The sequence below is a fragment of the Deltaproteobacteria bacterium HGW-Deltaproteobacteria-4 genome (genome assembly GCA_002841765.1).
Lineage (GTDB): Bacteria > Desulfobacterota > Desulfuromonadia > Desulfuromonadales > UBA2197 > UBA2197.
The window spans coordinates 16,798-43,279 of sequence record PHAV01000021.1 but is presented as its reverse complement, the minus strand read 5'-3'; the positions used below and the strand labels follow the sequence as shown (position 1 = coordinate 43,279).

Sequence of the window (26,482 nt, the reverse complement as noted above, 5' to 3'; positions counted from 1 at the left end):
AGGCAGTCGAGCACGTCTTTCGGTATGGCCATCGGTTCCTCCAGTGGTTACGGGTTGTAACCGACGATGACCATTTACACAAAGTTTTTTACACCCTCAAAGCAAGCTGGCTGCTGCCTTGTTTGCTTTGTTCCTGGGGAGTTTCGGCATCCACAAGTTTTACCTGCGCCGTGTCGGCTTGGGTATTTTGTATCTGCTCTTCTGCTGGACCTTTATCCCGTCGCTCCTGGGTTTCATCGACGCCATACTCCTGCTGATCATGAGTGACGAAGATTTTAATCGGAAGTATGGCACCATCTGACATCTTGGAGAGGGTTGTATATGGCACTATCGACTGTGGAAATCAGTGACCTTCGCGCCGCAAAGAATATCCTCGAAAATCCCGGCCTTGCTGCCAAGGTCAGCAATTTCGTCGGCTCTCCCATTGAAAAGGGGCTCAAAAAACTGCCGGAATCGTGGAGTGCGGCGGTCAATGACGTCGCGCGTAACTCCATCGAGAAGGCCCTCGATGTCGCCCTGTTGACCATGGATAGAAATGAGCGAACCTCCTCATCGAACTGGTGGCATAAACTGGCCGTGGTTGCTACCGGCGCCGGAGGCGGCGCCTTTGGCTTGCCGGCATTGGCCATCGAGCTGCCGATTTCGACAACGATTATGCTGCGATCCATTGCCGACATTGCTCGCAGCGAAGGAGAGGATTTGCATTCACCAGACACCAGACTGCAATGTGTTCAGGTTCTGGCCCTTGGCGGTCCCTCCAGGCGTGACGACGGGACAGAGTCAGGCTATTTTGCCGCCAGGGCCGCCCTCCCCAGGTCGATCTCGGAAGCGGCGGCGCATGTCGCCAAGAAAGGGCTGTCACAAAAGAGCGCTCCCGCACTTGTCAAATTGATTGCGCAGGTTGCATCACGATTTTCGATGGTTGTCTCGGAAAAAGCGGCGGCTCAGGCCGTTCCTGTGGTTGGGGCATTCGGTGGTGCAGTCATAAACAGTTTGTTTATAGATCATTTTCAGGACATGGGACGGGGACACTTCATCATTCGCAGGCTGGAGCGACTGCATGGTCAGGAAGAGGTCCGTCGGCTTTACGGGGAGTTGTGATCAATGCCTTGCGAGGGCCTTCCCACATCAATCACGCGAATCTCATCCTGCAAATCATTCATTTCACTCCTCCCCTCAATGGAACACTGTCCCGACCCCCAATCCAAAACCAAAACGGACACGTGATGCGTCCGGACTCTCCTCCGGTTTCCAGAGATGGAGTTCCTGCGCCGTCAACAGCGGGTAGAGATAATCGATCTCGTCGAGGCGGGCCTGCACCTGGCCGGCGACCTTGCCCACCAGCGTGACCAAGCGCCCTTGATAGACGGCCGGTTCGCTGAAGGTGGCGACCTGGACAAGGAAGCGTCCGCCGGAGTTGTCGGTGGCGGTGATCCTGCCGTTACGGTCAGTGGCAAATTGCACCACCTCCAGTTCACTCCCGGCACTGCTGTTGCGCACCGCGACGATTGCCCCGCCGAGGAGAAGATAGCGCCCCATATAGCGGTCGGGGTCCTGGCGCAGGGCCGTGAAGGTGATGTCGCGGTCCACCAGTTCGAGGGAAGGCTGGCTGATCGGTAAGGTGCAGGCGGTGCAGCCAAGCAGGGCGGTGATGAGCAGGGCGAACAAACGGCGCATGGCAGACCTCCAAAAGATTGAGTTAGTAAAAGGCATTTTGCACACCACTCTTCGCTTTATCTGTCTTTATCCGTGTCATCCGTGTCATCCGTGTCATCCGTGTCATCCGTGTGAAATTGCCTTTTCAGGTTTCTCTCAGTCTGCCAGTCGTCGCGCTGCTGTCAAGTGCATCTTGAAATCCGCAGCCGGCAATGGCATGTTAGCTGTCACGTAATCTATTACATCATTCTCACCGTGACGGGAAATCCCATGAGCGAAAAAGACATCCGCTACCAACAGATCTGGCCGGAAGAATTATCCCTCGCCCTCTGGCTTGCTCCGGTCTCCATGCTCCTTTTCTGGAGCGCCTGGGCGGCGGAGGTGTCCCTTTTGATCCGTCTGGCGATCGGGGGTGTCGCCTTGTTGGCTCTGCTGATTGCCGGCGCGGCGCTGATCCGGACCTCGGTCCTCGTAACCACCGATGGCCGTCTGCATCTTCGCAAGAGCATCGCCGGCCTGCCGGTCACATTGATCCATCTCGACGCCGCTGCCATCATCCGGGTTGAACTGACGCGTCAGGTCACCGGTCATTCCGCTACGCCAAGATTTCGTATGGATGTTGTCCATGCAAAAGGGAAGGCTTTTGTGGTGGCGGGTATCAAAGGTGGCGGGTTGAAGGATCAAGCCGTTTGCCTGGCTGAGGCGTTGCATTGTCCGATGCAAAAGGTCGGCGATTAGGCGCTGTTCCGGCCAAAATCTTTACGCCCGGCAGCCATGCAGGTCGATGACGATGGCGGAACAGTCGTCCTCAGGGGGGTCGGAGACGCCGAAATCGCTGAGGGACTGGAAGAGGAGGCAAAGAAATTCGTGGTGATCGGTGCCGGCGGTTGTTTGCAGCAGTTCTTTCAAACGTTCGAGACCAAAGGGCTCGCCACTGGCGTTGGCGGTTTCGATGATGCCGTCGGTATACAAAAGGAGGCGATCTCCCCGGGCAAAGCTGTAGGATTGCAGCTGGATCTCCGGCATCTCGAAGAAACCGATGGGCGGGCCGGTGGAGTGCAGTTCTTCGACCTTTCCATCGCGGAGGACCAGAGCAGGAACCTGGCCGGCATTGACATAATGCATGGCGAAGGTGCGTGGATCGATGATCCCGTAGAAAAGGGAGGAGGAGAAGTACTGGTCGATGGTCTCCGAGCGGCGGGCAAACTCGATGAGGAAGCGGTTGACCTGCTGCACCAGTTCGAGTGGCGCACAGCTGCCGACGGCGACGGGATGAATGAAACCATAGATCAGGGACATGACCATCGACGCATGCAGGCCATGGCCGGTGACATCACCGATAAAGAGGGTTTGGCATTCATCGGGCATATTGATGATATCGAAGTAGTCGCCGCCGAGTCCCGACGCCATCCGGTTCTTGACGCCGCTGCGGCACCAGTTGCAGGAAGGTGAACTTTTTGGCAGCAGGAGCTGTTGGACCTTCTCGGCCAGCTCCATTCCTTCACTGAGAAACTTTCCCCGCACCCGGCTGTCCTTGAAGGTACTCGGAAGATTCAACGCACTCCTGGCTAATCCGTCATTGTATGCCATGGCACACCTCGTCACATGAGCATTTTTTTTTGTTCCTTACCACCCGGCCGCACCGATCAGGGGGACGAAGCGGACCGGGCAGAGTTCTTCACTGTGGTAATCATTTTCACCGCGCCGCCTGACCCGGACCAGCATCTGCAGGAAGGAGGTCGGGCCGATGGGGATGACCATCCGTCCGCCCGGGGCGAGTTGCTCGAGAAGTGCTTCCGGCAGTTTCGGCGCCCCGGCGGTGACAACGATAGCATCGTATGGGGCATGTTCCGGCCAGCCGAGGGTGCCGTCCCCTTCATGGACGACAATATTGCTGTAGCCGAGTGCTGTTAATCGTTCTCGAGCATTAGCGGCTAATCTCCCCAGCCGTTCGACGGTGTAGACCGTCGTGGCAATCCGGCTCAACACTGCGGCGGCGTAGCCGGAGCCGGTACCGATCTCCAGCACCCGGTCGGTGGGGGACAGCTCCAGCGCTTCGGTCATATAAGCGACGATGTAGGGCTGCGAGATCGTTTGCTCTTCTTCAATCGGCAACGGGTGATCGGCATAAGCATGGGCCGCAAGTTCCGGGGCGACAAATTCCTCCCGCGGCACCTCGCGCATCGCCCGCAGCACCGCTGTATCCGTAATGCCGCGGCCGATCAGATCCTCGCGGAACATGACGTCGCGCGCTTCTTCCTTTCTCGTACTCCAGGGCACCCGGATCGTCACACTCTCCCCTCTCTTCAGCGTTTGTAGCCGAGCCGGCGCATCAGTGCGTGGCGTTCCTGTCGATCGAAATCGGTCTCCACCCCCTTGGGCGGCGCCCCGTCGATGACGCCGAGAATTCCCCACCCCTGAAGAGTAGAGGCGACGATGACCTGCAGGGGGTTGGCGGTGGCACAGTAGATGGTGCAGACCTCAGGGCAGTGCTTGATCTGATTGAGGACGTTGATCGGAAAGGCCTCGCGCAGCAGGATGCAGAAGACATGGCCGGCGCCGATCGCCTTGAGGGCGGTGATGCAGTCCCGGGTCAGATCGTCGTCATTCCCTTCCGTGCGGATCAGGCAGGGACCGGATGCCTCGGTAAAGGCGATGCCGAAGCGGGCCTGCGGTACCGCCGAGACGATGATTTCATAAAGATCTTCCGCGCTCTTGATGAAGTGGGTCTGGCCGAGGATGATGTTGCATCCTTCCGGATACTCGATCTTGACGTTATGGATTTCGAGTTGCATAACTCCTCCTTGGCCGGTAACTTTCCGGCCGGTTCGGGATCACATACCGATGCCGGCAATGGCAGTGCCACAACCGGGGCAGACCCCGTTGCGGATGCGGTTGGTGCCGATGGCAAAGCCGTAGCGTTCGATGAGCAGGGCGGCACAGGACGGACACCAGGTGTTCTCTCCCCCCTCGCCGGGGACATTTCCTTCGTAGACATAGCGCAGACCGGCGGCGCGACCGATCTCCCGCGCCCGGCGCAGGGTGGCGAGGGGGGTGCGGGGGCGGTCCATCAGTTTGTAAGTGGGGTAGAACTGGCTGACGTGCCAGGGGGTGTCGACCCCGAGGTTGGCAACGATGAAGCTCGCGAGTTCCTGCAGCTCCTTTTCATCGTCATTGAGGCCGGGGATGATCAGGGTAGTGAGCTCGATCCAGATCCCCTGTTTGCGATACTCGATAATCGAATCGAGAACCTCAGACAGGCGGGCATGGACGATGTCGCGGTAGAAGTTTTCGGAGAAGCCCTTAAGATCGATATTGGCGGCGTCGAGCCAGGGAGCGATGGTGGCGAGGGCTTCGGGGGTGATGTAGCCGTTGGTGACGAAGATGTTCTTTAGGCCGGCTTCATGGGCGATTCGGGCGGTGTCATAGGCAAATTCAAAGAAGATGGTCGGTTCGGTGTAGGTGTAGGCAATGGAGGCACAGCCATGCGCCATAGCTTTTTTCACCACTTCGGATGGAGTGCGTGCCATCCCCCGGATCGGCGTCTCCTTCTCAACCTGCGAGATTTCGTAGTTTTGGCAGTGGCGGCAGCGGAAGTTGCACCCCACCGTGGCGATGGAGTAGGAACGGCTTCCCGGCTGGAAATGAAAAAGGGGTTTCTTTTCGATGGGGTCGACGTTCTCGGCGCAGAGCTTGCCGTAGACGAGACTGTAAAGGATGCCGTCCTGGTTCTCGCGGACCCCGCAGTGACCGCGGGCGCCGTCGGCAATCAGGCAGCGGAAGCGGCACAGGCCGCAACGCACCCGATTGTCCTCCCGTTCTTCGTAGAACATCGCCTCCTGCATGAACTCCTCCTGTCAATCTTGATTGTATTTAACCAAAGCTTAACAGTGAAATGGTCAAGAGCAATCACCCCAAAGTTGCAAAGATGGGGAGATCGTAAAAAACAGTTGTGCGGCGGCACCTTGCCTTACGCCAGTATCCCCTTGACGATCACCTCCACCGCTTCTTCGGGGGTGAGGCCGTGCGCCATCAAGGTCTCCAGCTGACGTTGATCGACACTGCCGATCGCCGCTTCGTGGGTGACCTTGGCGCCGGGATGGGTGACGTGAACAATGGGGATCGCCTTGGCGACGGCGCGGTCCTTGACGATCTCCAGGCAGTCGACATGGCCGCGCGCTCCGGCGGCATGCCCTTCGGTGATGCCGGTCACTTCCCCTTGTGCGTCATCCTCCAGCGCGATGCGGGTTTTGATCAGGCCGCGGGCATTCCGGCCGGCGAGGACGATCTTCTCCGTGATCTGCACCTGGTCGTTGGCGTGGGCAAAGACCCGCGCCAGCAGTTCGCAGACGGCAGCCTCGCCAACCTCCACGCTGTAGTCGATGGCGAGTACCCCGACACGGCCGACAATCAGGGTGAAATCGGATGAGTAGCGGCCGGCGCGGGCGATCTTGACCTGCGCCTTAGGCACCACCTTCACCCCGCCGTGCGGGCCGTGGTAGTGGGTTTCTCTGTAGCAAAGCTGCGCCTCTTCGCCGATCTCTATCTGCGCCTCCATGAGGTGGCGCACTTTGACGGCATCCGGCAAGAGGCAGTGGGCGATAAAGGTGGCGCTTGCCCCCTTCTCCAGCATCACCTCCATGGCGATACGCTGGGTACCGCGCTTATGGAGGACGCCGAAACAGAGGTGGAGAGGGTTGGTCAGCTTCACTCCGGCGAGGATGCGTACCCGAGCGCGGATGCCGTCACGTTGTTCTTCAGTTTCGACCTCCAGTCCCGCTACCGAACGGGCGCTGAGAATGCTGTGTCCCACCGCCAGCAGATGGGGGGTCTTTGTATCGCCAAGGATCGCCTGATCGCCGCCGGCGACGCCAAAGGCGCTCATCAATCGCTCGAAATCAGTCATGGCTGCACACTTCGCCGTCACAGAGCTGACAGCGCCTTTCTTTGTAGAAGGTCGTCACCTGTGCCGGTGTTCCGGAGTAAACGATCCTGCCGCCGCAGAGTTGCGAGGCGCGGTCGGCCTGCAGGGCGATCTCTTCGCGGTGGGTGATGAGGAGGACGGCTGCCCCCATCGCCCGGAAGGCGTTGATGACATTGAGGAGATCGGCAGTGGAGAGCATGTCGATGCCGGAATCGGGTTCATCAAGGATGGCGCATCGCGGCTGCAGGGCGAAGATCGAAGCGAGTTCAATGCGCTTGCGCTCACCGCCACTCAGTGATTTGTCGACTAGTCGCCGCAGGTAGAGCTCCGGCTCCAGTCCGACCAGTCGCAGGGCCGCACCGGCATCGCCTCCCTTGTCCCGCAGCAGCAGATAATCCCGCACCGACAGCCCCTCGAAGCGGACCGGTTCCTGCCACGCCAGGGCAATGCCGAGACGGGCGCGCTCATGCAGCTTGAGTTTGTTGATCCTTTGCCCGGCAAAGATGATCGCTCCACGGTTCGGCGCATATCCTTCGCAGCCCATGATCAGATAAGCGAGGCTGCTCTTTCCGGTGCCGTTGGTACCGAGGAGGGCATGGACCTCGCCGGCTTCGACGGTCAGTGACAGGCCGGCAAGGATCAGCCGTTCCGGGGTGCGATAGCTGATGTCGTGCAGTTCCAGCAGGGCCATAAATCTTTCCTCTGCTCAGGATTGGGGGGGCAGGGTCGTCAAGGAAGTATAGCGGGCTTTCCTCCTTCTGCCACTGCTGCACCGGGGGTGAAAACAGCAACGCCGCCATTCAGCATGATGCTGGATGGCGGCGTTGTTGAGAAGGTGTGTGTGGGGCGATTATTTCATGCGGCTCACCCGCCGACCGACCTTGATCGCCGGTTTCTCTTCCACGACTTTTTTCTTGCGGGGAGGGGTCGCTGACGGAGCATTGGCTTTCGCCAGCGCGACGCGCTTCTTGGACTTGGTTGGTCCCGCCGCTGTCTTGACCTCTTTGGCCTTGACGCTGCGCCGCACCGCAATCTGGGGAAATTCGGCGATGGTTTGGCGCGGGATGGTGTATTTCAGCAACTTCTCGATGGCGGTCAGCAAGGGCTGCTCTTCGCGACAGAGCAGAGAGAGGGCGACGCCGTTCTCGCCGGCGCGACCGGTGCGGCCGATGCGATGGACATAATCTTCCGGAACCTGCGGGAGATCGTAGTTGACCACATGCGGCAGATGTTCGATATCGAGTCCGCGCGCTGCCACATCGGTCGCCACCAGAACGCGGAATTCCCCCTTCTTGAACTCCGCCAGGGTGCGGGTGCGGATCGACTGGCTCTTGTTGCTGTGGATGGCGGCGGCCTTGATGCCGTCGAAGAGGAGTTCTTCGGTGAGTTTGTCGGCGCCGTAGCGGGTGCGGACAAAGACCAGGACCTGATTCCATTCCCCCTTGCGGATCAGATGCGACAGCATCTCCCTTTTGCGGCTCCGCTCCACCGGATAGATCGTCTGGACCACGGCATCGGCGGTAATCTGCCGGCGCGCGACTTCGATCCGCTTCGGTTTGTCAAGGAGTTCGTCGGCTAATTCCTTGATACTGTTCGAATAGGTGGCGGAAAAGAGCAGGGTCTGGTGGTTCTCCGGCAGATACTCCGCCACTTTGAGGATAGCGTCGATAAAGCCGAGATCAAGCATGCGGTCGGCTTCGTCGAGGACGAGAAACTCGACAATGGAAAGATCGATAGTTTCGCGTTCGGCATGATCGAGGAGGCGTCCCGGCGTGGCCACGACCATATCGACGCCGCGCTCCAGGCGTTCGATCTGCGCCTGGATGTTAACGCCGCCGTAGATCATCGTCGAGCGCAACGACAGGCGCCGTCCGTAAAATTGCAGATCTTCACTGACCTGGGCGGCGAGTTCGCGGGTCGGCACCAGTACCAGGGCGCGGGGCCGACGGTGTTTCTCCTTGGGGAACTCCTTACCGAGCATCTGCACGATCGGCAGGGCAAAGGCCGCGGTCTTGCCGGTGCCGGTCTGGGCGCCGGCGAGGAGGTCGTGGCCGGCAAAGATCACCGGGATCGCCTGGGTCTGGATCGGGGTGGGGGTGGTATAGCCCTGGGTGGCAATGGCGCTGAGGAGTTCGGCGCGCAGGCCGAGAGATTCAAAAGACATGAAACATAATCCTTAAATTAAACGATGCGTTGGCAACGGGGCGGCAGGCTGGCGTCGTCCAGGGTAAATTCAGGGAGACGGAGACCACACTGTAACCCTGATAGCGTAACTTTCCAATTTTATTTCGCACGTTTTTAGTTGATTTATGCTTTAACAGCGGAAGGTCGCCAGTTTTTTGTATCCGCAGCTTACATTAACGAAGAAATATGATGATTTACTTGTTTTAACTGTTGATTCAGCGCAAGAGGAAAGGCATATTGTGCGGTAGTGAATTTTCGTATGAAGTGGTTTTGGATCAGTCCGGTTATATTCCGGGACTGTTTGAGTGAATAGAATTTTCGAAGAGGATGATATGGCTTCTTCGTCCCCTTCCCTGGTAAGGCGCATATGACGGTGGTTTCTTCACACATCAGCGCGCGGGAGATGAGGTCTCTTCTTTCGTCTCCGCATGTGGCCGCCCAGTTACTCGGAGCGTGTCAGGGGGAAGCCTTTTCTCCGCAGGACCTGCAGCAGATCATTTTGCAGGATAGTGTTTTTTGCGCCAAAGTTCTTAACGCTGCTGTCATTACCTGCCCCGACCGGATCGATCCGGGAGCGCCTCTCTCCTCAGCCCTTGCGGGTCTCAGCCTTCCTGTTATCAAAAATCTTGCGATTCAGTCCGCCAAGCACTTGGTGGAAACCAGCTTCACTGCCAGGCAAGTTCAGTTTATGCGGGAACTCTGGTTCTATTCGCAGGTCGGAAGTATTTCCGCCCGTTGTCTGGCAGAAGCGATTTCCTACCCCGATCCGGAAGAAGCGCAACTGACCGGTCTGCTTCTGAATGTCGGGATGATGACACTCTTTTCGCAGCATCCGGAAAAGTATCTGCACGATATCGGCAGTTCCCTCAGCAGCAAGGAGGTCCGGGGTCAGGAGCAGATCAGCTTTGCAACAGACCATCTGCAGGTTGCCGACGCGCTGATTTCCGGTTGGCAGCTTGAATCATTCATGGCCGATGCCGTCAGTTTTTTGCATCTGGATATTGCCCGCTGTCAGGAAGCGAGTCCCCTGATCCGCATCGCCCGACTGTCTCTGGAGATTTGCCGCAGTCCCTTTGTGCTGAACGAAAAGATTCTGTCGGCCGCTGATCAGCTTTTCGGTTTTAACAAGAGCGCGACGAAAGATCTTTATACCCTGGCCGGGAAGAGCTATCGCAGCTTGTCACCTTTCAACGGCGATGAGGAAGATGGGCTAAAAGAGATCGGTCGAATGCAGAAACGTTTGACCTCGCTGGTCTTTAACCTTGCCGAGCAGGAAGGGATAAGTACGCAGCTTTTCGATGCTGCCGGAGTTGAATCTTTTGTCGCGACCGCCCGCCATCTCTATCTTCATAATACGACGGCGCAGGAAGCGGTTTTCTTTACGGTCGAAGCGAAAAGTTCTAAACTCATCGGGTTGCCGTCCGCTAAGCAGGCTCGTCTTGTCGGTGAGCTGACGACATCATTAAGCTCCGGAAGCTTGCTCGCTGCCGCTTTACGCAGCGATAAAATCCGCCATTCCTTCGACTTTGACAGCTTCAATCTTTCGCTGTTCGACCGCCAGCTCATCCGCGTCTGCAAGGGGCAGGGGGTGGTCTGCCTGCCGTTGCGACTGGGGGGGCAGCTGCTCGGAGGCATCGCTCTCGGTCTGGAGAATAAGTCGGAAATAGAATTTTTCAATTCATCCCGGATACAGATGCTCAACGCTGCTGTCGCCAGGGCGCTGGCGTCCTTGCTGGCAGGTCGAGCGGCAACGTCCGGGGCGCAAACGGCTGGCGATGATGCCAACCTGATCCCCAAACTGGTCCATGAAGTCAGCAATCCCCTGACGATTATTAATAATTACATGAGTGCTGTCGGCACGCTGTTGACCGGGACAGAGCATGAAGAGATTTTCCCGGCCATCGAAAATGAAATTAAGAGAATCGGAGAAATTCTAAAGTATTACAGCCAGTTGAAAGACACGCAACAAGTGCCTGAGTCAGCCGTCGACCTCAATGCACTGCTCTCTTCTGTGGTTGAAAGTCTGAAGCCGACCGTCTTCTCGCCGAAAAAGATTGAAATTTTCACGGATTTCGATCCTTCCCTGTGGTCGGTTAAAACCAAATCCCTGCTGATCAAACAGATTTTTGTCAATCTTTTAAAGAACGCTGCCGAGGCGCTGGATAAAAACGGAAAGATATCATTGGTGACGCGTCTTTATACCACTGCGAATGGCCGGCATTATGTCGATATCAGGGTGCAGGATAACGGACCGGGGATCGCTGCCGAGGTCAAGGAGAAGCTCTTCTCCCCCGTGACCAGCACCAAGGGTGAAGGGCATGCCGGTCTCGGTTTAAATATTGTTAAGGGGATGGTTGATGATATCGGTGCAACGATCAGTTGTCACAGTTCCGCAGAATTCGGCACCAGTTTTAATCTGGTGATACCAGCGATTGATGGGTGAAATTTTTTCTGTTTTGACAATTATGGTGGAATGTAATTTATGAGTGAAATACAGGCGATTGCCTCCGGGGCACAGCTAAAACCGAAAATTCTGATTGTCGATGATGATGCCGCGATGCTGTCCAGTCTGCGACTGCTCCTCAAGGCCAATGGCCATAACGCAGAAGCTGCGCAGGGAGGGGCGGAAGCCATCGCGCGGTTGCAGACTTCGGATTACGATCTGATGCTGCTCGACCTGCAGATGCCCGGTATTTGCGGTCACGAGGTCCTTACGCATATCAGGAACAACAAAGTCGATACCAAGGTGATCGTCGTCAGCGGAGAGACTTCTTTCACCATGGTCAAGGATGCCTTGACCGAAGGGGCTTACGATTTTGTTCGTAAACCGTATGATGCCGGGGAACTTTTGACCACCATCAACAACGGTTTGCAGAGCCGCACCCTCGAACAGCAGCACAAGGCCATGGCTCGGTCTCTGGAGGAATCGGAAAAACTGCACCGTTACATTGTTAACAACTCACCGGATATTGTTTATGTGCTCGATAACAACGGGCTCTTCACCTTTATCAACGATCGCATAGAGATCCTGCTCGGTTATAAACGTGAGGATCTGATCGGAAAGCACTATTCGGTGCTGGTTCATGAGGAAGATCTTGCCGAGGCCAATTATGTCTTCCATGAGCGGCGCACCGGAGCGCGAGCCAGTAAAGATGTCGAACTGCGCCTGAAGATCAACGATGAAGCAAAGGAGTCTCGTTACTTTGAGACGCATGTGCTGCCGATTGCGCTGCATTCGATGGGGATGTACAACCCCCAGGGGTTGAATGGTGAAAGAGAATTTATCGGGACCTATGGCTGTGCCCGGGATATCACCGACCGCAAGCGTCACGAGGAGCTGATAAACTACCAAGCCTACCATGATTTGTTGACGAGCCTGCCGAATCGTGCCCTCTTTGAAGACCGGATCACCCTGGCGATTGCGCATGCGCGCCGCTACAGCGAGAATCTGGCGGTCATGTATCTGGATGTGGACCGGTTCAAGCTGGTCAACGACTCTATGGGCCACAGCATGGGGGACAAACTGCTCCAGATTGTCGCGGAGCGGATTACGCTGTGTCTGCGCGCTTACGATACTCTGGCCCGTTTTGGTGGTGACGAGTTTACCCTGCTTTTGCCGCGGATCAGGACAAAAGAGGATGCCGGTGCGGTGGCCCAGAAGATTCTCGATAACATCAGGGCTCCTATCTTTATCAACAATCAGGAAATATTCATCAGCGCCAGTATCGGCATCGCCATGTATCCGCATGGTGGTGAAACGATGGAAACTTTGGTGAAGAGCGCCGATATCGCCATGTACCACGTCAAATCAAATGGAAAGGACGGTTTCCGTTTCTTCTGTGAAAAGATGAACGATTCCTTTGTCAGCCATCTGGCAGTGGAGCGCGACCTGCACCGGGCCCTTGAGCAGAAGCAGTTTGAAATCCACTTCCAGCCGAAAGTCAACTCGCTCACCTGTCAGATCGTCGGCATGGAAGCACTTCTCCGCTGGTTCCATCCGGAAAAAGGGCTGGTGATGCCTAATGATTTCATTCCCCTGGCGGAGCAGACACGGTTGATTATTCCTATCGGCGACTGGGTGTTTCGCGCCACCTGTGAAGAAATCTGTCGCTGGCGCGAACAGGGACTGCCCAAGATTAAGGTCTCTATTAATATTTCGGCGATCCAGATTGAGCAGGATGATTTTGTCAAGAAGATCATGGGTACTTTGGAGGAACTTAATCTCAGCGGCGATTATATCGAAATCGAAATTACCGAGTCCGGGCTGATGAAAAACAGTGAAAGCGCCATTCAGAAGCTGTTGCGCCTGAGAGCCAGTGGCCTGACCATTGCCATTGACGATTTCGGAACCGGTTATTCATCCCTGAGTTATCTGCACAAACTGCCGGTCAATACCATCAAGATTGATCGGTCGTTTGTCAAGGATATCGAGCCGGACACCAGGCAGACCTGTATTGTTGATGCCATCGCTGCCATGGCGACGGGGCTGAAACTGCACATGGTGGCGGAAGGGGTCGAAACGGTTGCACAACTGACCTATCTGAAAAATCTTGGCTGTGTCGAGGTTCAGGGGTTTTTGTTCGGTAAACCGCAGTCGGCACAGGCGACTATGGAGTTAATGGCCGGGCGGCCGGACGGGAAGTTGGAGGCCTGTCTGGTTTGTTAACAGTGGCTGTTGTCCACTGTTTTTCGAAGGAACAGCAGGGGAATTGCCAAATTCTTTCGTTGTTCAGGAGGCGTTATGCCCTTTTCGCTCTCTCCCGCTCTGGCCGCCATTCAGCCTCCGCCGATTACCGAGGTTAAATCGTGGATCGCCGATCACACCTTCCCTCCGGAAAAACCACTTATTGACCTTTGTCAGGCCATCCCCGATTATCCCCCGGCCCAGACGATGATGAAGGCGCTGACTCCTCTGCTGCACGATCCGGATATTGCCAAATACTCCCCGGATGAAGGGCTCACCGCAGTCCGGCAGTCCATTGCCAACTGGTATGAACGCCGCTACGGCGCCGGGCCGCAGGCAACGGAAATCTGTTTGACGGTCGGTGCCAGTCAGGCCTTCTGGTTGGCGATGCTGACCCTTTGCCGGGCCGGGGATGAAGTCATCGTCCCTCTTCCCGCGTACTTCGATCATCCCATGGCCTTGGCTGCTTACGGGGTGGTGCCGCGTTATCTCCCTTATATTGAAGGTTCCGGCGGTCTCCCCGACCCGGCGCAGATTGCTGCGGCGATCACTGCAAGGACCCGTGTAATCCTCCTGGTTTCACCGAGTAACCCGACCGGTGCCATCCTGCCCCCGGCCCTGCTACGCGAACTTTTTGAGCTGGCGCAACGCCGCAATATTGCCCTGGTCCTCGATGAAACCTATAACACCTTTGTCCCGCCTGTCTCCCGCCACGACCTCTTCAGCACGCCGGAATGGGGCGATCACTTCGTTCAGATCGCCTCCTTCGGCAAGACCTACGCCCTCACCGGCTACCGCGCCGGGGCACTGGTCGCCAGTGAAACGGTAATCCATGCCGCCCTCAAGGTACAGGACAGCATGGTCGTCTGTGCGCCGCGTCTCACCCAGCATGCCATTGCCTGGGGCTGCGACCATCTCGATGCCTGGGTCGATGCCAATGCCCGCATGATGCAGGAGCGTCACGATCTTTTCAGGACGTCCTTCACCGTTGCCGGAAATCGTTTCTGCATCAGCGCCAGCGGTGCCTTCTTTGCTTGGGTGCGCCATCCCTTTACCGGCCAAAGCGGCCGGCAGGTGGCGCGGCGTCTCGCTCTCGAAGAGAATCTCATCTGTCTCCCCGGTGAGGCCTTCGGCCCCGGACTTGAGGGCTATCTTCGGCTTGCCTTCGGTAATATCACCGCCGGTGCGATTCCGGCGGCGGTGCAACGTTTCTGCGCGCTGTAGATCGCTCACCTTTTTGTTTTTATCCGGATGAAAACAGCACTGGGCGGTTTATTCTGGACATCACCCGATTGCCGCGTAGAATTAAAATCATCCTTCCCTGCCGGGATGGTAGCGCATCTAATCTGATGGGTGACTGCCGATGTCGTTAATCCTCCCGCCGCAAGGGCCTCGTAATCTCACTAGCCGTTTCTTCGCCCGCTTTCGGCGCAGTATCGACGCGAGCTTTTCCTCGGGGAATCGTGTTGTCCTGTTGCGAAGCGGCAGTGACTTTTTTCGTGATCTCTTTGCTTCCGTCGAGGCGGCGACGACCTCGATCTCTCTGGAATTTTATATCGTCCGTGCCGACCGCACCGGTCGTTTGCTGGCGGCGAGTCTGAAACGGGCAGTGCAGCGAGGGGTCATGGTCGAGTTCCTTTACGACTACATCGGCTCTTTCGATACTCCCGCCAGTTTCTTTGCCGTCCTCGAACAAGACGGTATCCGCTGCGCCGCTTTTAATCCTCCCCCCTTTCGGAACGGTCTCAGCTGGTTTGATAAACGTGATCATCGCAAAATTGCCATCATTGACTGCCGCCTGGCATACGCCTGCGGCCTGAATATCGGTGATGAGTACGCCGGGGACGATCCACTGCGAAGTTGGCGGGATATGGGGTTGCGCCTTGAGGGGCCGGCGGCCAAGGAACTCCATCAACTCTTTGCGGAGAATTGGCTGAGCACATCTGAGATCTTACCCATTTCCTGCAGCTGTTCGCTAGTTCCCCCTGCTGGTGGCGACGCCGCTGTGGCGATTGTCAGCGGCGGTCCACATCATAATCGTTCACGAATTCGTGACGCTTTTATGTTGGGGATGGCGAGTGCCGGCTCCAGTATCCGCATCGAAACGCCTTACTTCGTCCCCGGACCGCGCTTTCTGCGCGCGATGTTCCGGGCGGCGCGGCGCGGGGTGGTGGTGGAGATAATCCTCCCGGCGCGCAGTGATGTTCCGTTGCTACGGCTGGTAAATAGGAGCTATTACGGGGTGTTGCTCAAGGGGGGGGTCAAGGTCTACGAACGGCAGGGGGCGATTCTGCATGCCAAGGTGATGTTGATCGACAGCTCCTGGGCGGTGATCGGTTCGGCGAATCTCGATCAGCGCAGTTTTCATCGTAATTACGAAGTGAGTGTGATCGTCGCCAGTCAGGATTTCGGTCGTCAGGTGGAGGAGCTCATTGTAACCGAATTGGCGGCATCACAGCCGATTGAACTGTCGAAGCACGAGCGTCGCAGCTGGCTGATCCGCGGTCTGGAGTGGTTGCTGTTGCCTCTTAACTGGTTTCTGTAGGGGCACGGCGCGCCGTGCCCCTACGAAGGATTTACGCTTGCAGATGGGCGAGGACGGCGTCGGCGACCTGATTGGAGGCGTTGACGCAGTCGTTAAGCCCGACACCGAAGAAGGCATTGCCGGTGAGGAAGAGCCCCGGCGCCAAGGCGGCGCGGGCGCGCAGGGCCTCGACGCGGCGGCTGTGGCCGACGGTATACTGGGGGATGGCCTGGGGGTGACGGAAGATACGGACAAAGTCGGGGGCGGCGCTGATCCCCATGATCTGCTGGAGATCGCCCCGGACTTTCGTCAGGACGTCGCTGTCATTGAGGTTGATGGCGCCGGGATTGGTGGCGCCGCCCATCATCGAGCGCAGCAGGACCTTTCCCTGCGGGGCGCGATTCGGGAAGATGCTTGAATCCCAGAGGGTGCCGAGGGTGGCACGCCCCTCTTTCTTGGCGATGAGATAGCCAAAGGCGTCGAGGTTGCGGGAAATCTTTTCCCGCTCATAGCCACAGCAGATGACGTTCATCGGCGCATAAAGGATCTCGCGGAGGATCCGCGCCATCTCGGCATCGAAGCTGTCGGTTATCCCGGCCAGGGCATAAGCGGGGGCGGCAAAGATGACGATTTCGCTGTTGACGCTGCTGCCGTCGGCGAGGGTGAGTTCGAATCCGGCGCTCTGGCGGCGGATCGCCGTTACGGTTGTCCCGGTGCGCACCGGCCCGCTCAGGGAAGCGGCGGTGGCGTTGGTCAGATCCTGGATGCCGCCGACAAAGGAGGTGAGGATGCCGGCCGGACCGGCGGCGCTGGCCACGGCTTTGCCGGCCTTGACCTCGGCTTTCTTCTTCTTGGCGAGAAGAATCATCGCCTTGAGCAGGCCGCCGTACTGCTGTTCAAGTTCGCAGATGCGGGGGAAGCAGCTCTTGAGGCTCATGGTCTCGGGATCGCCGGCAAAGATGCCGGAGACCATCGGGCCGATGAGTTTGTCGAGGGCTTCAGGGCCGAGGCGGCGGCGGGCAAAGGATGCCAGGGTTTCGTCAACGCCGTCACGGCGCGGCGGGATCAGGAGTTCAGCGGCCAGGCGCATCTTGCCCGGCCAGCTGATCAGCTGCGATTTGAGAAAACTCGGCCCGTTCTCCGGGAGGCTGTGCAGTTGCCCGGTCGCATAGATGAAGCGCTTGCGGGCGTTGTCGTCAGAACGGAGCAGTTTTTCGCTGATGCCGAGGTGAGCGCAGAGCTCCAACGTCATCGGTTTGCTGTCGAGAAAGCCGTTCGGGCCCCATTCGCAGAGGAAGCCTTCTTCGTGCAGACTCCAGACCTTGCCGCCGGTGCGCTCTTCTTTTTCAAAGATCGTCACCTGAGCGGCAATGCCGGCGGCTCTGCTCAGTCGTTCTATCGCATGGGCGGCGGAAAGTCCGGAAATTCCCCCGCCAATAATGGCAATCTGTCGCATCGCATGGTCTCCAGGGTTTCTTAAAGAATTCCGAGGAAACTACCGCAGCGCGGGGAAAATGTAAAGGGAGCAAAAAAGACAAAAAAAGCCGGAAGAGCAGGAGGACCTCTTCCGGCAAACTTTAAATTTTGAGCTTCGCCTGTCGGGGTCAGGCGACTTTTTTCAAACGTTTGTGGTAACGCGGACGTTCGGCAAAGATAGAAAGGATCTCTTTTGTTTCCGGTATCCGTCCAGCGATGCGAACGGCATCATCAATCATCAGGGCCGGAGCAATATAAACACGGTGATCAATCATTTTGTGAGCATCATGATAAATATGAACTTCCGCTTCGATATCAGTCCGCTCCAATGCCTCTTTGACGTTTTGTAATACCCGGTCACCGGCTTCAACGCTCTTGGCATTAACGAGAATTTCGATCTTCATGATTCGCTCCTTTCTACCCTGCGGGCATAATTGCTGATTCATTTAGTAGTATATTATCACTTTTTTTCCGGAGTGCAAGGGAAAAATAACTAAAATAGTCGGTTATTCGTCGCCAATCTAAAGAGTGGATTAATTCCTTGGAAAAACTTACAGAAACTGGCTATAGTGCCGCAGCTTTTTTGACTACTCGCGCAGGATGTCACGCTTATGGATGATCAGGTTACCGAAAGTACGCCGAGCAACTTTATCCGCAATATTATCAGCGCCGATCTCAAAGAGGGGCGGCATCGCTCCATCGTCACCCGCTTTCCGCCGGAACCGAACGGCTATCTCCACATCGGCCACGCCAAGTCGATCTGTCTGAACTTCGGCCTCGCCCGAGATTTTGCCGGCTGCTGTCATCTCCGTTTTGATGACACCAATCCGGCCAAAGAAGAGGTCGAATATGAAGAGTCGATCAAGCGCGATGTCGCCTGGCTCGGTTTCGATTGGGGGGAGCACCTTTATTACGCTTCTGACTATTACGAAACGTTTTATCAGTGTGCTGAGGCGCTGATCAACGCCGGCAAGGCTTATGTCGACAGCCAGAGCGCCGAGGAGATGCGGCAGCGGCGCGGCACCCTCACCGAACCCGGGGTGGCCAGCCCCTACCGCGAGCGGAGCAGTGCTGAAAGTTTCGACCTCTTTCGTCGCATGCGGTCCGGTGAATTTGCCGATGGCACTCATATCCTCCGCGCTAAAATCGATATGGCGGCGCCGAATATCAACCTGCGTGATCCCGCCCTGTACCGTATCAAGCAGACCGAACATCATCGTACCGGCGCTGCCTGGTGCATCTATCCGATGTACGACTTTGCCCACCCGATCTCGGATGCCCTCGAAGGGGTGACCCACTCGATCTGCACCCTTGAATTCGAGGACCACCGTCCCCTTTACGATTGGGTCATCGATAATCTCACTCTGCCGGCGCGCCCGCGTCAGTACGAGTTTGCCCGCCTCAACCTGACCTATACGGTGATGAGTAAGCGCAAGCTCCTTGAACTCGTCAGTGACGGTCATGTCGCCGGCTGGGATGATCCGCGCCTGCCGACCCTGTCGGGACTACGGCGGCGCGGTTATCCACCAGCAGCGATCCGCACCTTCTGCGAGCGTATCGGTGTCGGCCGGAATGATAACTGGATCGATATGAGTGTTCTGGAAGATTGTGTGCGCGAGGAGCTCAACGACAGCGCGCCGCGGGTCATGGTAGTGCTGCGTCCCCTCAAGGTGGTGATCGAGAATTATCCGGAAGGGGAGGTTGAGCTGATGGAGGTGGCCAATCATCCGGCCAATCCTGACTTCGGTGTCCGTACCGTCCCCTTTGGCCGCGAGATTTATATCGAGCAGGACGACTTTGCCGAAGTGCCGCCGAAAGGCTTCTTCCGGCTGGCGCCGGGGAAAGAGGTACGGCTGCGTAACGCTTACTTTATCACCTGCACCGGGGTGGTGCACGATCCGGCCAGCGGCGCTATCGTCGAGCTGCGCTGCAGTTATGATTCTGCCAGTCGCGGTGGCTCTTCGCCGGACGGGCGCAAGGTCAAGGGGACGATTCACTGGGTCTCGGCCCGCGACAGTGCTGCGGCCGAGGTGCGTCTTTACGATCGCCTCTTCAGTGTACCGCAGCCGGGCGTCGGCAAAGAGGTCGATTATCTGCAGCAGATCAATCCCCATTCAGTGGAGATCCTGCGCGACTGCCGCTGTGAGCCGGGGCTGGCCACAGCTGATCCGCTGATCCGCTACCAGTTTGAACGCCAGGGCTATTTTTGTCTTGATGCGGCAGTGTCGGCAAGCGGCGTGCCGGTCTTTAATCGTATTGCTACCCTGCGCGATTCGTGGAGCAAGAGCGTTTAACAGCTCTTAGCCTTAGCGACTCTGAACGACGAAAGGCTCCGGCAAATACCGGGGCCTTTCGTCGTTCTCATCAGACAAGCTGCGGTTACAGGGACTTGTAGGCCTTGCGAGCTGCAGCGATGGTCTGATCAAGATCATCCTGACTGTGTGCGGCACTCATGAAGCCGGCTTCAAATTGACTCGGGGCGAGGTTGATCCCCTGATCGAGCATGGAGCGGAAAAACTTGCCGAAAGCGACAGTGTCGCTCTTTAACGCTTCAGTGAAGTTGGTGACGGGGCCTGCGGTGAAGAAGGAGCAGAACATGCCGCCGACCCGGTTCCAGCAGGTCGGAATCGGTGATTCCTTGGCAGCGTCTAACAGTCCCTTTTCCAGATAGTCGCTCTTCTCTTCGATAAGGTTGTAGAAACCGGGCTCCTTGAGGAGCTTCAGGGTGGCTATCCCTGCGCTCATCGCCAGGGGGTTGCCTGAGAGGGTGCCGGCCTGATAAACGCCGCCGAGGGGGGAGAGTTTCTCCATGATCTCGCGTTTGCCGCCAAAGGCACCGACCGGGAGTCCGCCGCCGATGATCTTGCCGAGACAAACGAGGTCACCCTGAACCTTGAAGCGTTCCTGGGCGCCGCCAAAGGCGACGCGGAAGCCGGTCATAACTTCGTCGATGATCAGGACGATCCCCTCTTCGTTACAGAGTTGCCGCAATCCTTCAAGGAAACCAGGGCGGGGGGCGACGCAGCCCATATTTCCGGCGATCGGCTCAACAATAATGGCGGCGATCTGACCGGAATTGACCCGAACTAGGTTGCGGGTCTCTTCAAGATCATTATAGGTAGCGGTGAGGGTGTGTTTGGCGAGGTCAACCGGAACCCCGAGGGAGGTCGGAACCCCGAACGTGGCAGCGCCGGAGCCGGCCTTGACCAGGAGGGAATCGGCATGGCCATGGTAGCAGCCGTCGAATTTGAGGATTTTATCCCGCCCGGTGTAGCCGCGCGCCAGACGGATGGCGCTCATCGTCGCTTCGGTGCCGGACGAAACCATGCGCACCATCTCGATATTCGGGTAGGCCTCGCAGACCATCTCGGCCAGTTCGATTTCAAGCTTGGTCGGTGCGCCGAAAGAAGCGCCGTTGCGCGCCGCCTTTTCGATGGCGCTGACAACCTGCGGGTGGCAATGGCCGAGGATCATCGGCCCCCAGGAGCCGACGTAATCAATATAAGCATTGCCGTCAATATCATAGATTTTTGAGCCGGCTGCGCGTTCGATGAAGATCGGCTCGCAACCGACCGAGCGAAAGGCGCGGACCGGGCTGTTGACACCGCCGGGGATAATCTGGTTGGCTTCTGCAAAGCATCGGGATGATTGATTGTGAATCATGTGACCCCCTGTTTCGGGTTGAAGTTAAGGCCGGAGTCGCCGTGAGGAAAGTTTTGATTAGCATGCAGTCAGTGTGCTGTCAAGGAGTTCTTCCTGTTGTGTAACTTGAATGGATTCAGCGGTACCTTAACAAGCACGCCGTCAAGTGTGGATAGGTCCAATTCAGACTCAGCGGGATTAGCTTTAATGATTTAAAAAAAACAAATCACCCGATATGCGTTGATAACTATATGTAAATACAGGTTAAATCAAGGTTGGATGGATGGCATTTTTTCCTTGACTTCAAGGATGAATTATCCTAACTTTGCTCCGCCAAAGCCGCCGGCAGAGGTGCGGTGTCAGCACGGAGTTTTGTTCTCGTGCTGACGACCGCTGCGATATAAATAATCCAGGAGGACTAAGATCGCATGTTGGATACTTATCTACCGATACTAGTGTTGCTCGGTATCTCTATGGCTTTTGCGCTGGGGTCGCTGGTCTTTTCGGGGCTCATCGGCATGAAGAAGCCGTCCGCGGTCAAGTTGGCACCGTATGAGTGCGGTATGCCGCCGGTCGGTACGGCTCGTGAACGTTTCCCGATCAAGTTTTATATTATTGCCATGCTCTTTATTGTCTTTGATATTGAGACGGTCTTTATGTATCCCTGGGCTGTTGTCTTCAGGGAGTTGGGGATGTTCGGTTTTGCTGAGATGGGCGTCTTTATTGCCATTCTTGTAGTCGGTTATGCTTATGTCTGGAGAAAAGGAGCGCTCGAATGGGAGTAGAAACGCTGGGCGATAACGTCATTACGACCTCTCTGGACAAGGTGGTCAACTGGTCCAGATCCCGTTCCCTTTGGCCGATGACCTTTGGTTTGGCCTGTTGTGCCATTGAGATGATGTCGACGGGTGCTGCACGTTTCGATCTTGACCGTTTCGGGATTATTTTTCGTGCATCTCCCCGGCAGGCGGACTGCATAATTATTGCCGGTACAGTTACCAGGAAGATGTTGCCGGTTATCCTGACTGTCTATGAGCAGATGCCTGAGCCGAAGTATGTCGTTGCCATGGGCGCCTGTGCTTGTTCCGGTGGCGTATTTGACACCTATAGTGTTGTGCAGGGTATTGATGAATATCTTCCGGTCGATGTTTATATCCCCGGATGTCCGCCGCGCCCTGAAGGCCTGTTGTATGGGCTTATCAAGTTGCAGGAGAAAATTATGCGCGAGCGTAACTCCTTTGGTGCAGCCATCGGAATCGGCGAAGTCATTAATGACGCATGATCGGTTCGTTGTGGCAACTTTAGTGACGATAAGGACAAGCAGATGAGCGTAGAAGCTATTGTCGAAAATTTAAAAGGAAAGTTTTCTTCTTCGGTACTTGAAGTTCTTGGGTTCCGTGGAGAAACAACGGTCATCGTCAAGAAAGAGCAGATCGTTGCCATCTGTCTTTACCTGAAGACAAGCGAAGGTTTCAACTTTTTGTGCGATCTTTGTGGTGTTGACTATCTTGGCAAGAAGGATGACCGGTTCATGGTTGTCTACAATCTTTACAATATCACGACCCATGAGCGTCTGCGCTTGAAGGTTGCTGTTGCCGAGAAAGATGCGACGGTCGATTCGGTCACATCAGTCTGGGGGACGGCAAACTGGCATGAGCGTGAGTGCTGGGATTTGATGGGTATTTCTTTTAATAATCATCCTGATCTCCGTCGTATTCTTATGCCCGCAGATTGGGTAGGGCATCCGTTACGCAAAGATTATCCGGTTCAGGGTCCTGGCCGCGCGCTCTATCAGGGCGGGCTCTCCTGATCAATCTTCCGCAGATCTAATTTAGACTGAAGAGGCAAGCGATGGCATCGACCGAAACCATGACAGTTAACATGGGTCCGCAGCACCCCTCCACACACGGAGTTTTGCAGCTGATTCTTGAACTTGACGGCGAAACTGTTATCAAGGCAACACCACATATCGGTTTTTTGCACCGCGGTGTAGAAAAACTTTCTGAAAACCGGACATATCATCAGGTGCTTCCCCTGACTGACCGTCTCGATTACCTGGCGCCGATGCATAACAATCTTGGTTATGTGCTGGCGGTCGAGAAGCTCTTCGGTATTACCGATATGATTCCGGAGCGTGCACAGACGGTTCGCGTCATGATGGCGGAAATCACCCGCCTGAAGAGCCACCTCGTCTGGCTTGCCTGTCATGCCCTTGATATTGGTGCTATGACGGTCTTTATCTACTGTTTTCGCGAACGCGAAATGATCATGGATATGTACGAAAAGCTCTCCGGGGCCCGTATGACATCCAATTATTTTCGTGTCGGCGGACTCTCTGCCGACCTCCCGGACGGTTTTGAAAAAGACGTACGCCACTTCATCGATGTTATGCCCGGTCATATTGATACCTACGAAGGTCTTCTCACCGGCAATATAATTTGGCAGAAGCGTATCCAGGGTGTCGGTGTCATCGATGCTGAGGCTGCCATTGATATCGGCTTGAGTGGACCGTCTCTTCGTGGTTCCGGTGTCGATTGGGATTTGCGGCGTGACAATCCCTATAGTGGCTATGAAAATTATGACTTCAAGGTCTGTGTAGAGCAGGGGTGCGATACCTGGGCGCGTTACCGTGTCCGTCTTGATGAGATGCGTGAATCGGTCAAGATTATTCGCCAGGCGCTCGATCGCTTGCAAGCCGGACCAATTATGGCTGACTGTCCGAAGATCTGTCTCCCGCCGAAAAAAGACGTCGTCAATACCATCGAAGGCCTGATCCATCAGTTCAAGATCATCAGTGAAGGTCCGAAACCTGAAGCCGGCGAAATTTATCAGGGTGTTGAAAACCCAAAGGGTGAGGTCGGTTTTTATCTTGTCTCGGACGGTTCAAGTAATCCCTATCGGATGAAGGTCCGCCCGGCTTCCTTTGTCAATCTTCAGGCCTTGCCGCAGATGGTGCAGGGACGCTTGATTGCTGACGTTGTTGCGATTATCGGAACACTCGATATCGTCCTTGGTGAAATTGACCGCTAAATCCCGGCGTTAAAGAGGGCTCTTATGAGTAATGTTGCGGAACAACAAGAGCAGGAACTAGAAATAGATCTCGCTGGTGCGAATGAAATTCTCGATCACTACGAGTTTATGCAGGGTGCTTTAATGCCGGTTTTACAGGCGATTCAAGAGCATTACGGCTACATTCCCGAACCGTGTGTCGATCTCGTTGCCGAGCGCCTTAATGTTTATCCCAGCCAGATTTACGGGGTTCTGACATTTTATGCTCAGTTTCACCTGGAGCCGCGCGGTAAATATATTATTCGCGTCTGCAAAGGGACTGCTTGCCATGTCAGGGGCGCCAACCGTATTGGAGATGTTGTCACCGAGCGACTCGGGATCGGCCACGCCGAGACGACAGCAGATCTCAAGTTCACCGCCGAGTACGTGGCCTGCATCGGTGCATGCGGCATGGCTCCGGTCATCATGGTCAATGATGCCACTTATGGCAGCCTGAATGTGCAGAAGATGAACGAAGTCATCGATAAATACCTGGCGAATGACTAGGCACGACGGGAACGAACCACTACCCAAACCTGTAGCGGAGATAGACGAGATGGCCGCACCTTCAGAACAAATTCAAGTACAAATCTGTACCGGAACCGGCGGGATCGCTTCCGGTTCCCTCGAAGTCGCTGCGGCCTTTGAGGCCGAATTCGCAAAGCATGGCGTTGAAGCCAAAGTTGGCAAGCGTTGTGATGTCAAACGTACCGGCTGTCGTGGCCTTTGTGCCAACGACGTCCTGGTCGATATCGTCATCCCTGGGCAGGGAGCGGTGACCTATGATTTTGTGACCTCCGACATGGTGCCGCAATTGGTTGAGGAACATATCCTTGCCGGCAACCCGGTTGTAAAGAAGGTCGCCGGTAAGTACTATACGGATTTTCTTGCCAAGCAGCAGCGCATTGTCTTCTCCCGTTGCGGGACGATCGATGCCGAAAGTTTTGACGATTTTATTGAGCATCAAGGCTTTAACGGTATACGTAAAGCAGTGACGATGAAACCGGAAGAAGTTATCGAGGAGGTCAAGAAATCTGGACTTCGTGGTCGTGGGGGCGGCGGTTTCCCGACCGGAATGAAATGGTCTTTCTGCAAGGCGACTCCCGGTAACCTGAAATATCTCATCTGTAATGCGGACGAGGGCGATCCCGGGGCCTTTATGGATCGTTCGGTCCTCGAAGGCGACCCGTACGGTTTGATCGAAGGGATGATGATCGGTGCTTATGCCATCGGTTGTACATACGGTTACGTTTATGTCCGTGCCGAATATCCCCTGGCAATCAAGCGGCTGCAAAAAGCGATCGACACCTGCTATGAAAAGGGAATTCTCGGTAAAGACTGCATGGGGCTTGGCTTTAAGTTTGATCTGAAGATCAAGGCCGGCGCCGGTGCCTTTGTCTGCGGTGAAGAGACGGCATTGATGGCCTCCATCGAAGGTCAGCGCGGTATGTCCCGTCCCCGCCCTCCATTCCCAGCCGTGCGCGGCTTGTGGGGGAAACCGACCAACATTAACAACGTTGAAACATTCGCCAACATTTCCTACATCTTTTATAACAGTGCAGAATGGTATGCCTCGATCGGAACCGAAGGGACCAAGGGGACCAAAATCTTTGCTTTGACAGGAAAGGTAAAACATACCGGTCTTGTCGAGGTCCCCGCGGGAACGACTGTGCGCGAGGTTATCTACGACGTTTGCGGTGGTATCGATAAGAACCGCAAGTTCAAAGCAGTACAGGCCGGTGGTCCTTCTGGTGGCTGTCTCCCTGCTGATGCCCTGGAAGCGCAGGTCGATTATGACTCACTGATCAAGGCCGGAGCGATGATGGGGTCCGGCGGTCTGGTGGTTATGGACGAAACGACTTGCATGGTCGACGTCGCGCGCTTCTTCCTGAACTTTACCCGTGTTGAATCTTGTGGCAAGTGTATTCCCTGTCGGATTGGTCTGAAGATCATGCTCGAAATCCTTGAGCGGATCTGCGCCGGAGAAGGGCGTGAAGGGGATATTGAGCTGCTGCTCGATATGGCCGTCGATATCAAGAAGAGTTCACTCTGTGGTCTCGGACAGACCGCCCCGAATCCGGTTATGTCGACCATCCGTTATTTCCGTGATGAGTATGAAGCGCATATTAAAGACAAATACTGCCCGTCCCATGTCTGTAAGCCGTTGCTCAAATTTTCGGTCATGGATAACTGTAAAAAGTGCGGTATGTGTAAAAGAGCCTGCCCGGTGGATGCCATCACCTGGGAAAAAGGGCAGCTGGCAGTGATCGATCTTGATAAATGCACACGGTGCACAACCTGTTACGATGCCTGTCCGTTCATGGCTATTGAGTAGCGCTTACCA

25 protein-coding genes are annotated in these 26,482 nt (G+C 56.0%); 14 read left to right on the top strand and 11 right to left on the bottom strand.

Annotated elements, in window-relative coordinates; all coding sequences use genetic code 11:
- Nucleotides 1-106 precede the first annotated feature (106 nt).
- Complete coding sequence (locus CVU69_12680) at nt 107-301, top strand: hypothetical protein (GenBank protein PKN11441.1); 195 nt, start codon at nt 107-109, stop codon at nt 299-301.
- A gap of 20 nt (nt 302-321) precedes the next feature.
- The gene (locus CVU69_12675) at nt 322-1,101 is read left to right on the top strand and encodes a peptidase (GenBank protein ID PKN11440.1); all 780 of its coding nucleotides are present in this window, start codon (nt 322-324) and stop codon (nt 1,099-1,101) included.
- A gap of 75 nt (nt 1,102-1,176) precedes the next feature.
- Here the strand turns inward: CVU69_12675 and CVU69_12670 are convergent, their stop codons facing one another.
- Nucleotides 1,177-1,713 (bottom strand): hypothetical protein, encoded by a 537-nt coding sequence (locus CVU69_12670; GenBank protein PKN11439.1) that lies wholly within the window; start codon nt 1,711-1,713, stop codon nt 1,177-1,179.
- Between the two features lie 213 nt (nt 1,714-1,926).
- Here CVU69_12670 and CVU69_12665 point away from each other — a divergent pair, with 213 nt between their 5' ends.
- A complete protein-coding gene (locus CVU69_12665) occupies nt 1,927-2,394 on the top strand; it encodes a hypothetical protein (GenBank protein PKN11438.1) in 468 nt (155 codons plus the stop codon).
- Between the two features lie 21 nt (nt 2,395-2,415).
- On the opposite strand, the gene CVU69_12660 is transcribed toward CVU69_12665, so the two are convergent.
- The 7 genes from CVU69_12660 to CVU69_12630 all read right to left on the bottom strand — a co-directional run bounded on the left by CVU69_12660 (nt 2,416) and on the right by CVU69_12630 (nt 8,744).
- Entirely contained in the window at nt 2,416-3,246 is an 831-nt protein-coding gene (locus CVU69_12660; GenBank protein PKN11437.1) for a serine/threonine-protein phosphatase, read from the bottom strand.
- A gap of 36 nt (nt 3,247-3,282) precedes the next feature.
- The gene (locus CVU69_12655; GenBank protein ID PKN11436.1) at nt 3,283-3,897 is read right to left on the bottom strand and encodes a protein-L-isoaspartate O-methyltransferase; all 615 of its coding nucleotides are present in this window, start codon (nt 3,895-3,897) and stop codon (nt 3,283-3,285) included.
- A 65-nt stretch (nt 3,898-3,962) separates the two neighbouring features.
- The gene (locus tag CVU69_12650) at nt 3,963-4,451 is read right to left on the bottom strand and encodes an adenosine monophosphate-protein transferase (protein ID PKN11435.1); all 489 of its coding nucleotides are present in this window, start codon (nt 4,449-4,451) and stop codon (nt 3,963-3,965) included.
- A gap of 39 nt (nt 4,452-4,490) precedes the next feature.
- The gene (gene amrS / locus CVU69_12645; protein ID PKN11434.1) at nt 4,491-5,501 is read right to left on the bottom strand and encodes an AmmeMemoRadiSam system radical SAM enzyme; all 1,011 of its coding nucleotides are present in this window, start codon (nt 5,499-5,501) and stop codon (nt 4,491-4,493) included.
- Nucleotides 5,502-5,626: 125 nt separating this feature from the next.
- Nucleotides 5,627-6,562, bottom strand: a complete 936-nt coding sequence (locus CVU69_12640) for a FeS assembly protein SufBD (GenBank protein ID PKN11433.1) — start codon at nt 6,560-6,562, stop codon at nt 5,627-5,629.
- On the bottom strand, nt 6,555-7,271 hold the full coding sequence (locus CVU69_12635; protein PKN11432.1) for an ABC transporter ATP-binding protein: 717 nt from the start codon (nt 7,269-7,271) through the stop codon (nt 6,555-6,557). Before CVU69_12635 ends, CVU69_12640 begins: the two co-directional genes overlap by 8 nt.
- Before the next feature lie 159 nt (nt 7,272-7,430).
- Nucleotides 7,431-8,744, bottom strand: a complete 1,314-nt coding sequence (locus CVU69_12630; protein ID PKN11431.1) for an ATP-dependent RNA helicase RhlE — start codon at nt 8,742-8,744, stop codon at nt 7,431-7,433.
- Between the two features lie 387 nt (nt 8,745-9,131).
- Between CVU69_12630 and CVU69_12625 the strand changes: the two genes are divergently transcribed.
- The 4 genes from CVU69_12625 (at nt 9,132) to CVU69_12610 (ending at nt 15,993) form a co-directional block, all read left to right on the top strand.
- Nucleotides 9,132-11,207: a hypothetical protein gene (locus tag CVU69_12625; protein PKN11430.1), complete on the top strand. Its 2,076-nt coding sequence runs from the start codon at nt 9,132-9,134 to the stop codon at nt 11,205-11,207.
- 39 nt (nt 11,208-11,246) lie between these two features.
- On the top strand, nt 11,247-13,430 hold the full coding sequence (locus CVU69_12620) for a two-component system response regulator (GenBank protein ID PKN11429.1): 2,184 nt from the start codon (nt 11,247-11,249) through the stop codon (nt 13,428-13,430).
- 75 nt (nt 13,431-13,505) lie between these two features.
- Nucleotides 13,506-14,672: an aminotransferase class I and II gene (locus CVU69_12615; GenBank protein PKN11428.1), complete on the top strand. Its 1,167-nt coding sequence runs from the start codon at nt 13,506-13,508 to the stop codon at nt 14,670-14,672.
- A 139-nt stretch (nt 14,673-14,811) separates the two neighbouring features.
- The gene (locus tag CVU69_12610) at nt 14,812-15,993 is read left to right on the top strand and encodes a cardiolipin synthase B (protein PKN11427.1); all 1,182 of its coding nucleotides are present in this window, start codon (nt 14,812-14,814) and stop codon (nt 15,991-15,993) included.
- Between the two features lie 31 nt (nt 15,994-16,024).
- Here the strand turns inward: CVU69_12610 and hemG are convergent, their stop codons facing one another.
- Nucleotides 16,025-17,428, bottom strand: a complete 1,404-nt coding sequence (hemG, locus tag CVU69_12605; GenBank protein ID PKN11426.1) for a protoporphyrinogen oxidase — start codon at nt 17,426-17,428, stop codon at nt 16,025-16,027.
- A 148-nt stretch (nt 17,429-17,576) separates the two neighbouring features.
- Nucleotides 17,577-17,852 carry a thioredoxin family protein gene (locus CVU69_12600; GenBank protein ID PKN11425.1) on the bottom strand — a complete coding sequence of 92 codons (276 nt, stop codon included), beginning with the start codon at nt 17,850-17,852 and terminating at the stop codon, nt 17,577-17,579.
- A 207-nt stretch (nt 17,853-18,059) separates the two neighbouring features.
- Here CVU69_12600 and CVU69_12595 point away from each other — a divergent pair, with 207 nt between their 5' ends.
- Nucleotides 18,060-19,742, top strand: a complete 1,683-nt coding sequence (locus tag CVU69_12595; GenBank protein PKN11424.1) for a glutamine--tRNA ligase — start codon at nt 18,060-18,062, stop codon at nt 19,740-19,742.
- An 85-nt stretch (nt 19,743-19,827) separates the two neighbouring features.
- Here the strand turns inward: CVU69_12595 and hemL are convergent, their stop codons facing one another.
- The gene (gene hemL, locus CVU69_12590) at nt 19,828-21,111 is read right to left on the bottom strand and encodes a glutamate-1-semialdehyde-2,1-aminomutase (GenBank protein ID PKN11423.1); all 1,284 of its coding nucleotides are present in this window, start codon (nt 21,109-21,111) and stop codon (nt 19,828-19,830) included.
- A 407-nt stretch (nt 21,112-21,518) separates the two neighbouring features.
- On the opposite strand from hemL, the gene CVU69_12585 reads away from it, so the two are divergent.
- From CVU69_12585 to CVU69_12560, 6 genes are read left to right on the top strand one after another with little or no spacing between them, the layout of a single operon-like run.
- Nucleotides 21,519-21,875: an NADH-quinone oxidoreductase subunit A gene (locus CVU69_12585; GenBank protein ID PKN11422.1), complete on the top strand. Its 357-nt coding sequence runs from the start codon at nt 21,519-21,521 to the stop codon at nt 21,873-21,875.
- Complete coding sequence (locus CVU69_12580; protein ID PKN11421.1) at nt 21,866-22,372, top strand: NADH-quinone oxidoreductase subunit B; 507 nt, start codon at nt 21,866-21,868, stop codon at nt 22,370-22,372. The genes CVU69_12585 and CVU69_12580 overlap by 10 nt, the downstream gene beginning before the upstream one ends.
- A 42-nt stretch (nt 22,373-22,414) precedes the next feature.
- Nucleotides 22,415-22,900: an NADH-quinone oxidoreductase subunit C gene (locus CVU69_12575; GenBank protein PKN11420.1), complete on the top strand. Its 486-nt coding sequence runs from the start codon at nt 22,415-22,417 to the stop codon at nt 22,898-22,900.
- A 41-nt stretch (nt 22,901-22,941) separates the two neighbouring features.
- Nucleotides 22,942-24,120: an NADH-quinone oxidoreductase subunit D gene (locus CVU69_12570; GenBank protein PKN11419.1), complete on the top strand. Its 1,179-nt coding sequence runs from the start codon at nt 22,942-22,944 to the stop codon at nt 24,118-24,120.
- 24 nt (nt 24,121-24,144) lie between these two features.
- Complete coding sequence (locus CVU69_12565) at nt 24,145-24,645, top strand: NADH-quinone oxidoreductase subunit NuoE (GenBank protein PKN11418.1); 501 nt, start codon at nt 24,145-24,147, stop codon at nt 24,643-24,645.
- 49 nt (nt 24,646-24,694) lie between these two features.
- Nucleotides 24,695-26,473 carry an NADH-quinone oxidoreductase subunit NuoF gene (locus CVU69_12560; GenBank protein ID PKN11417.1) on the top strand — a complete coding sequence of 593 codons (1,779 nt, stop codon included), beginning with the start codon at nt 24,695-24,697 and terminating at the stop codon, nt 26,471-26,473.
- Nucleotides 26,474-26,482 lie beyond the last annotated feature (9 nt).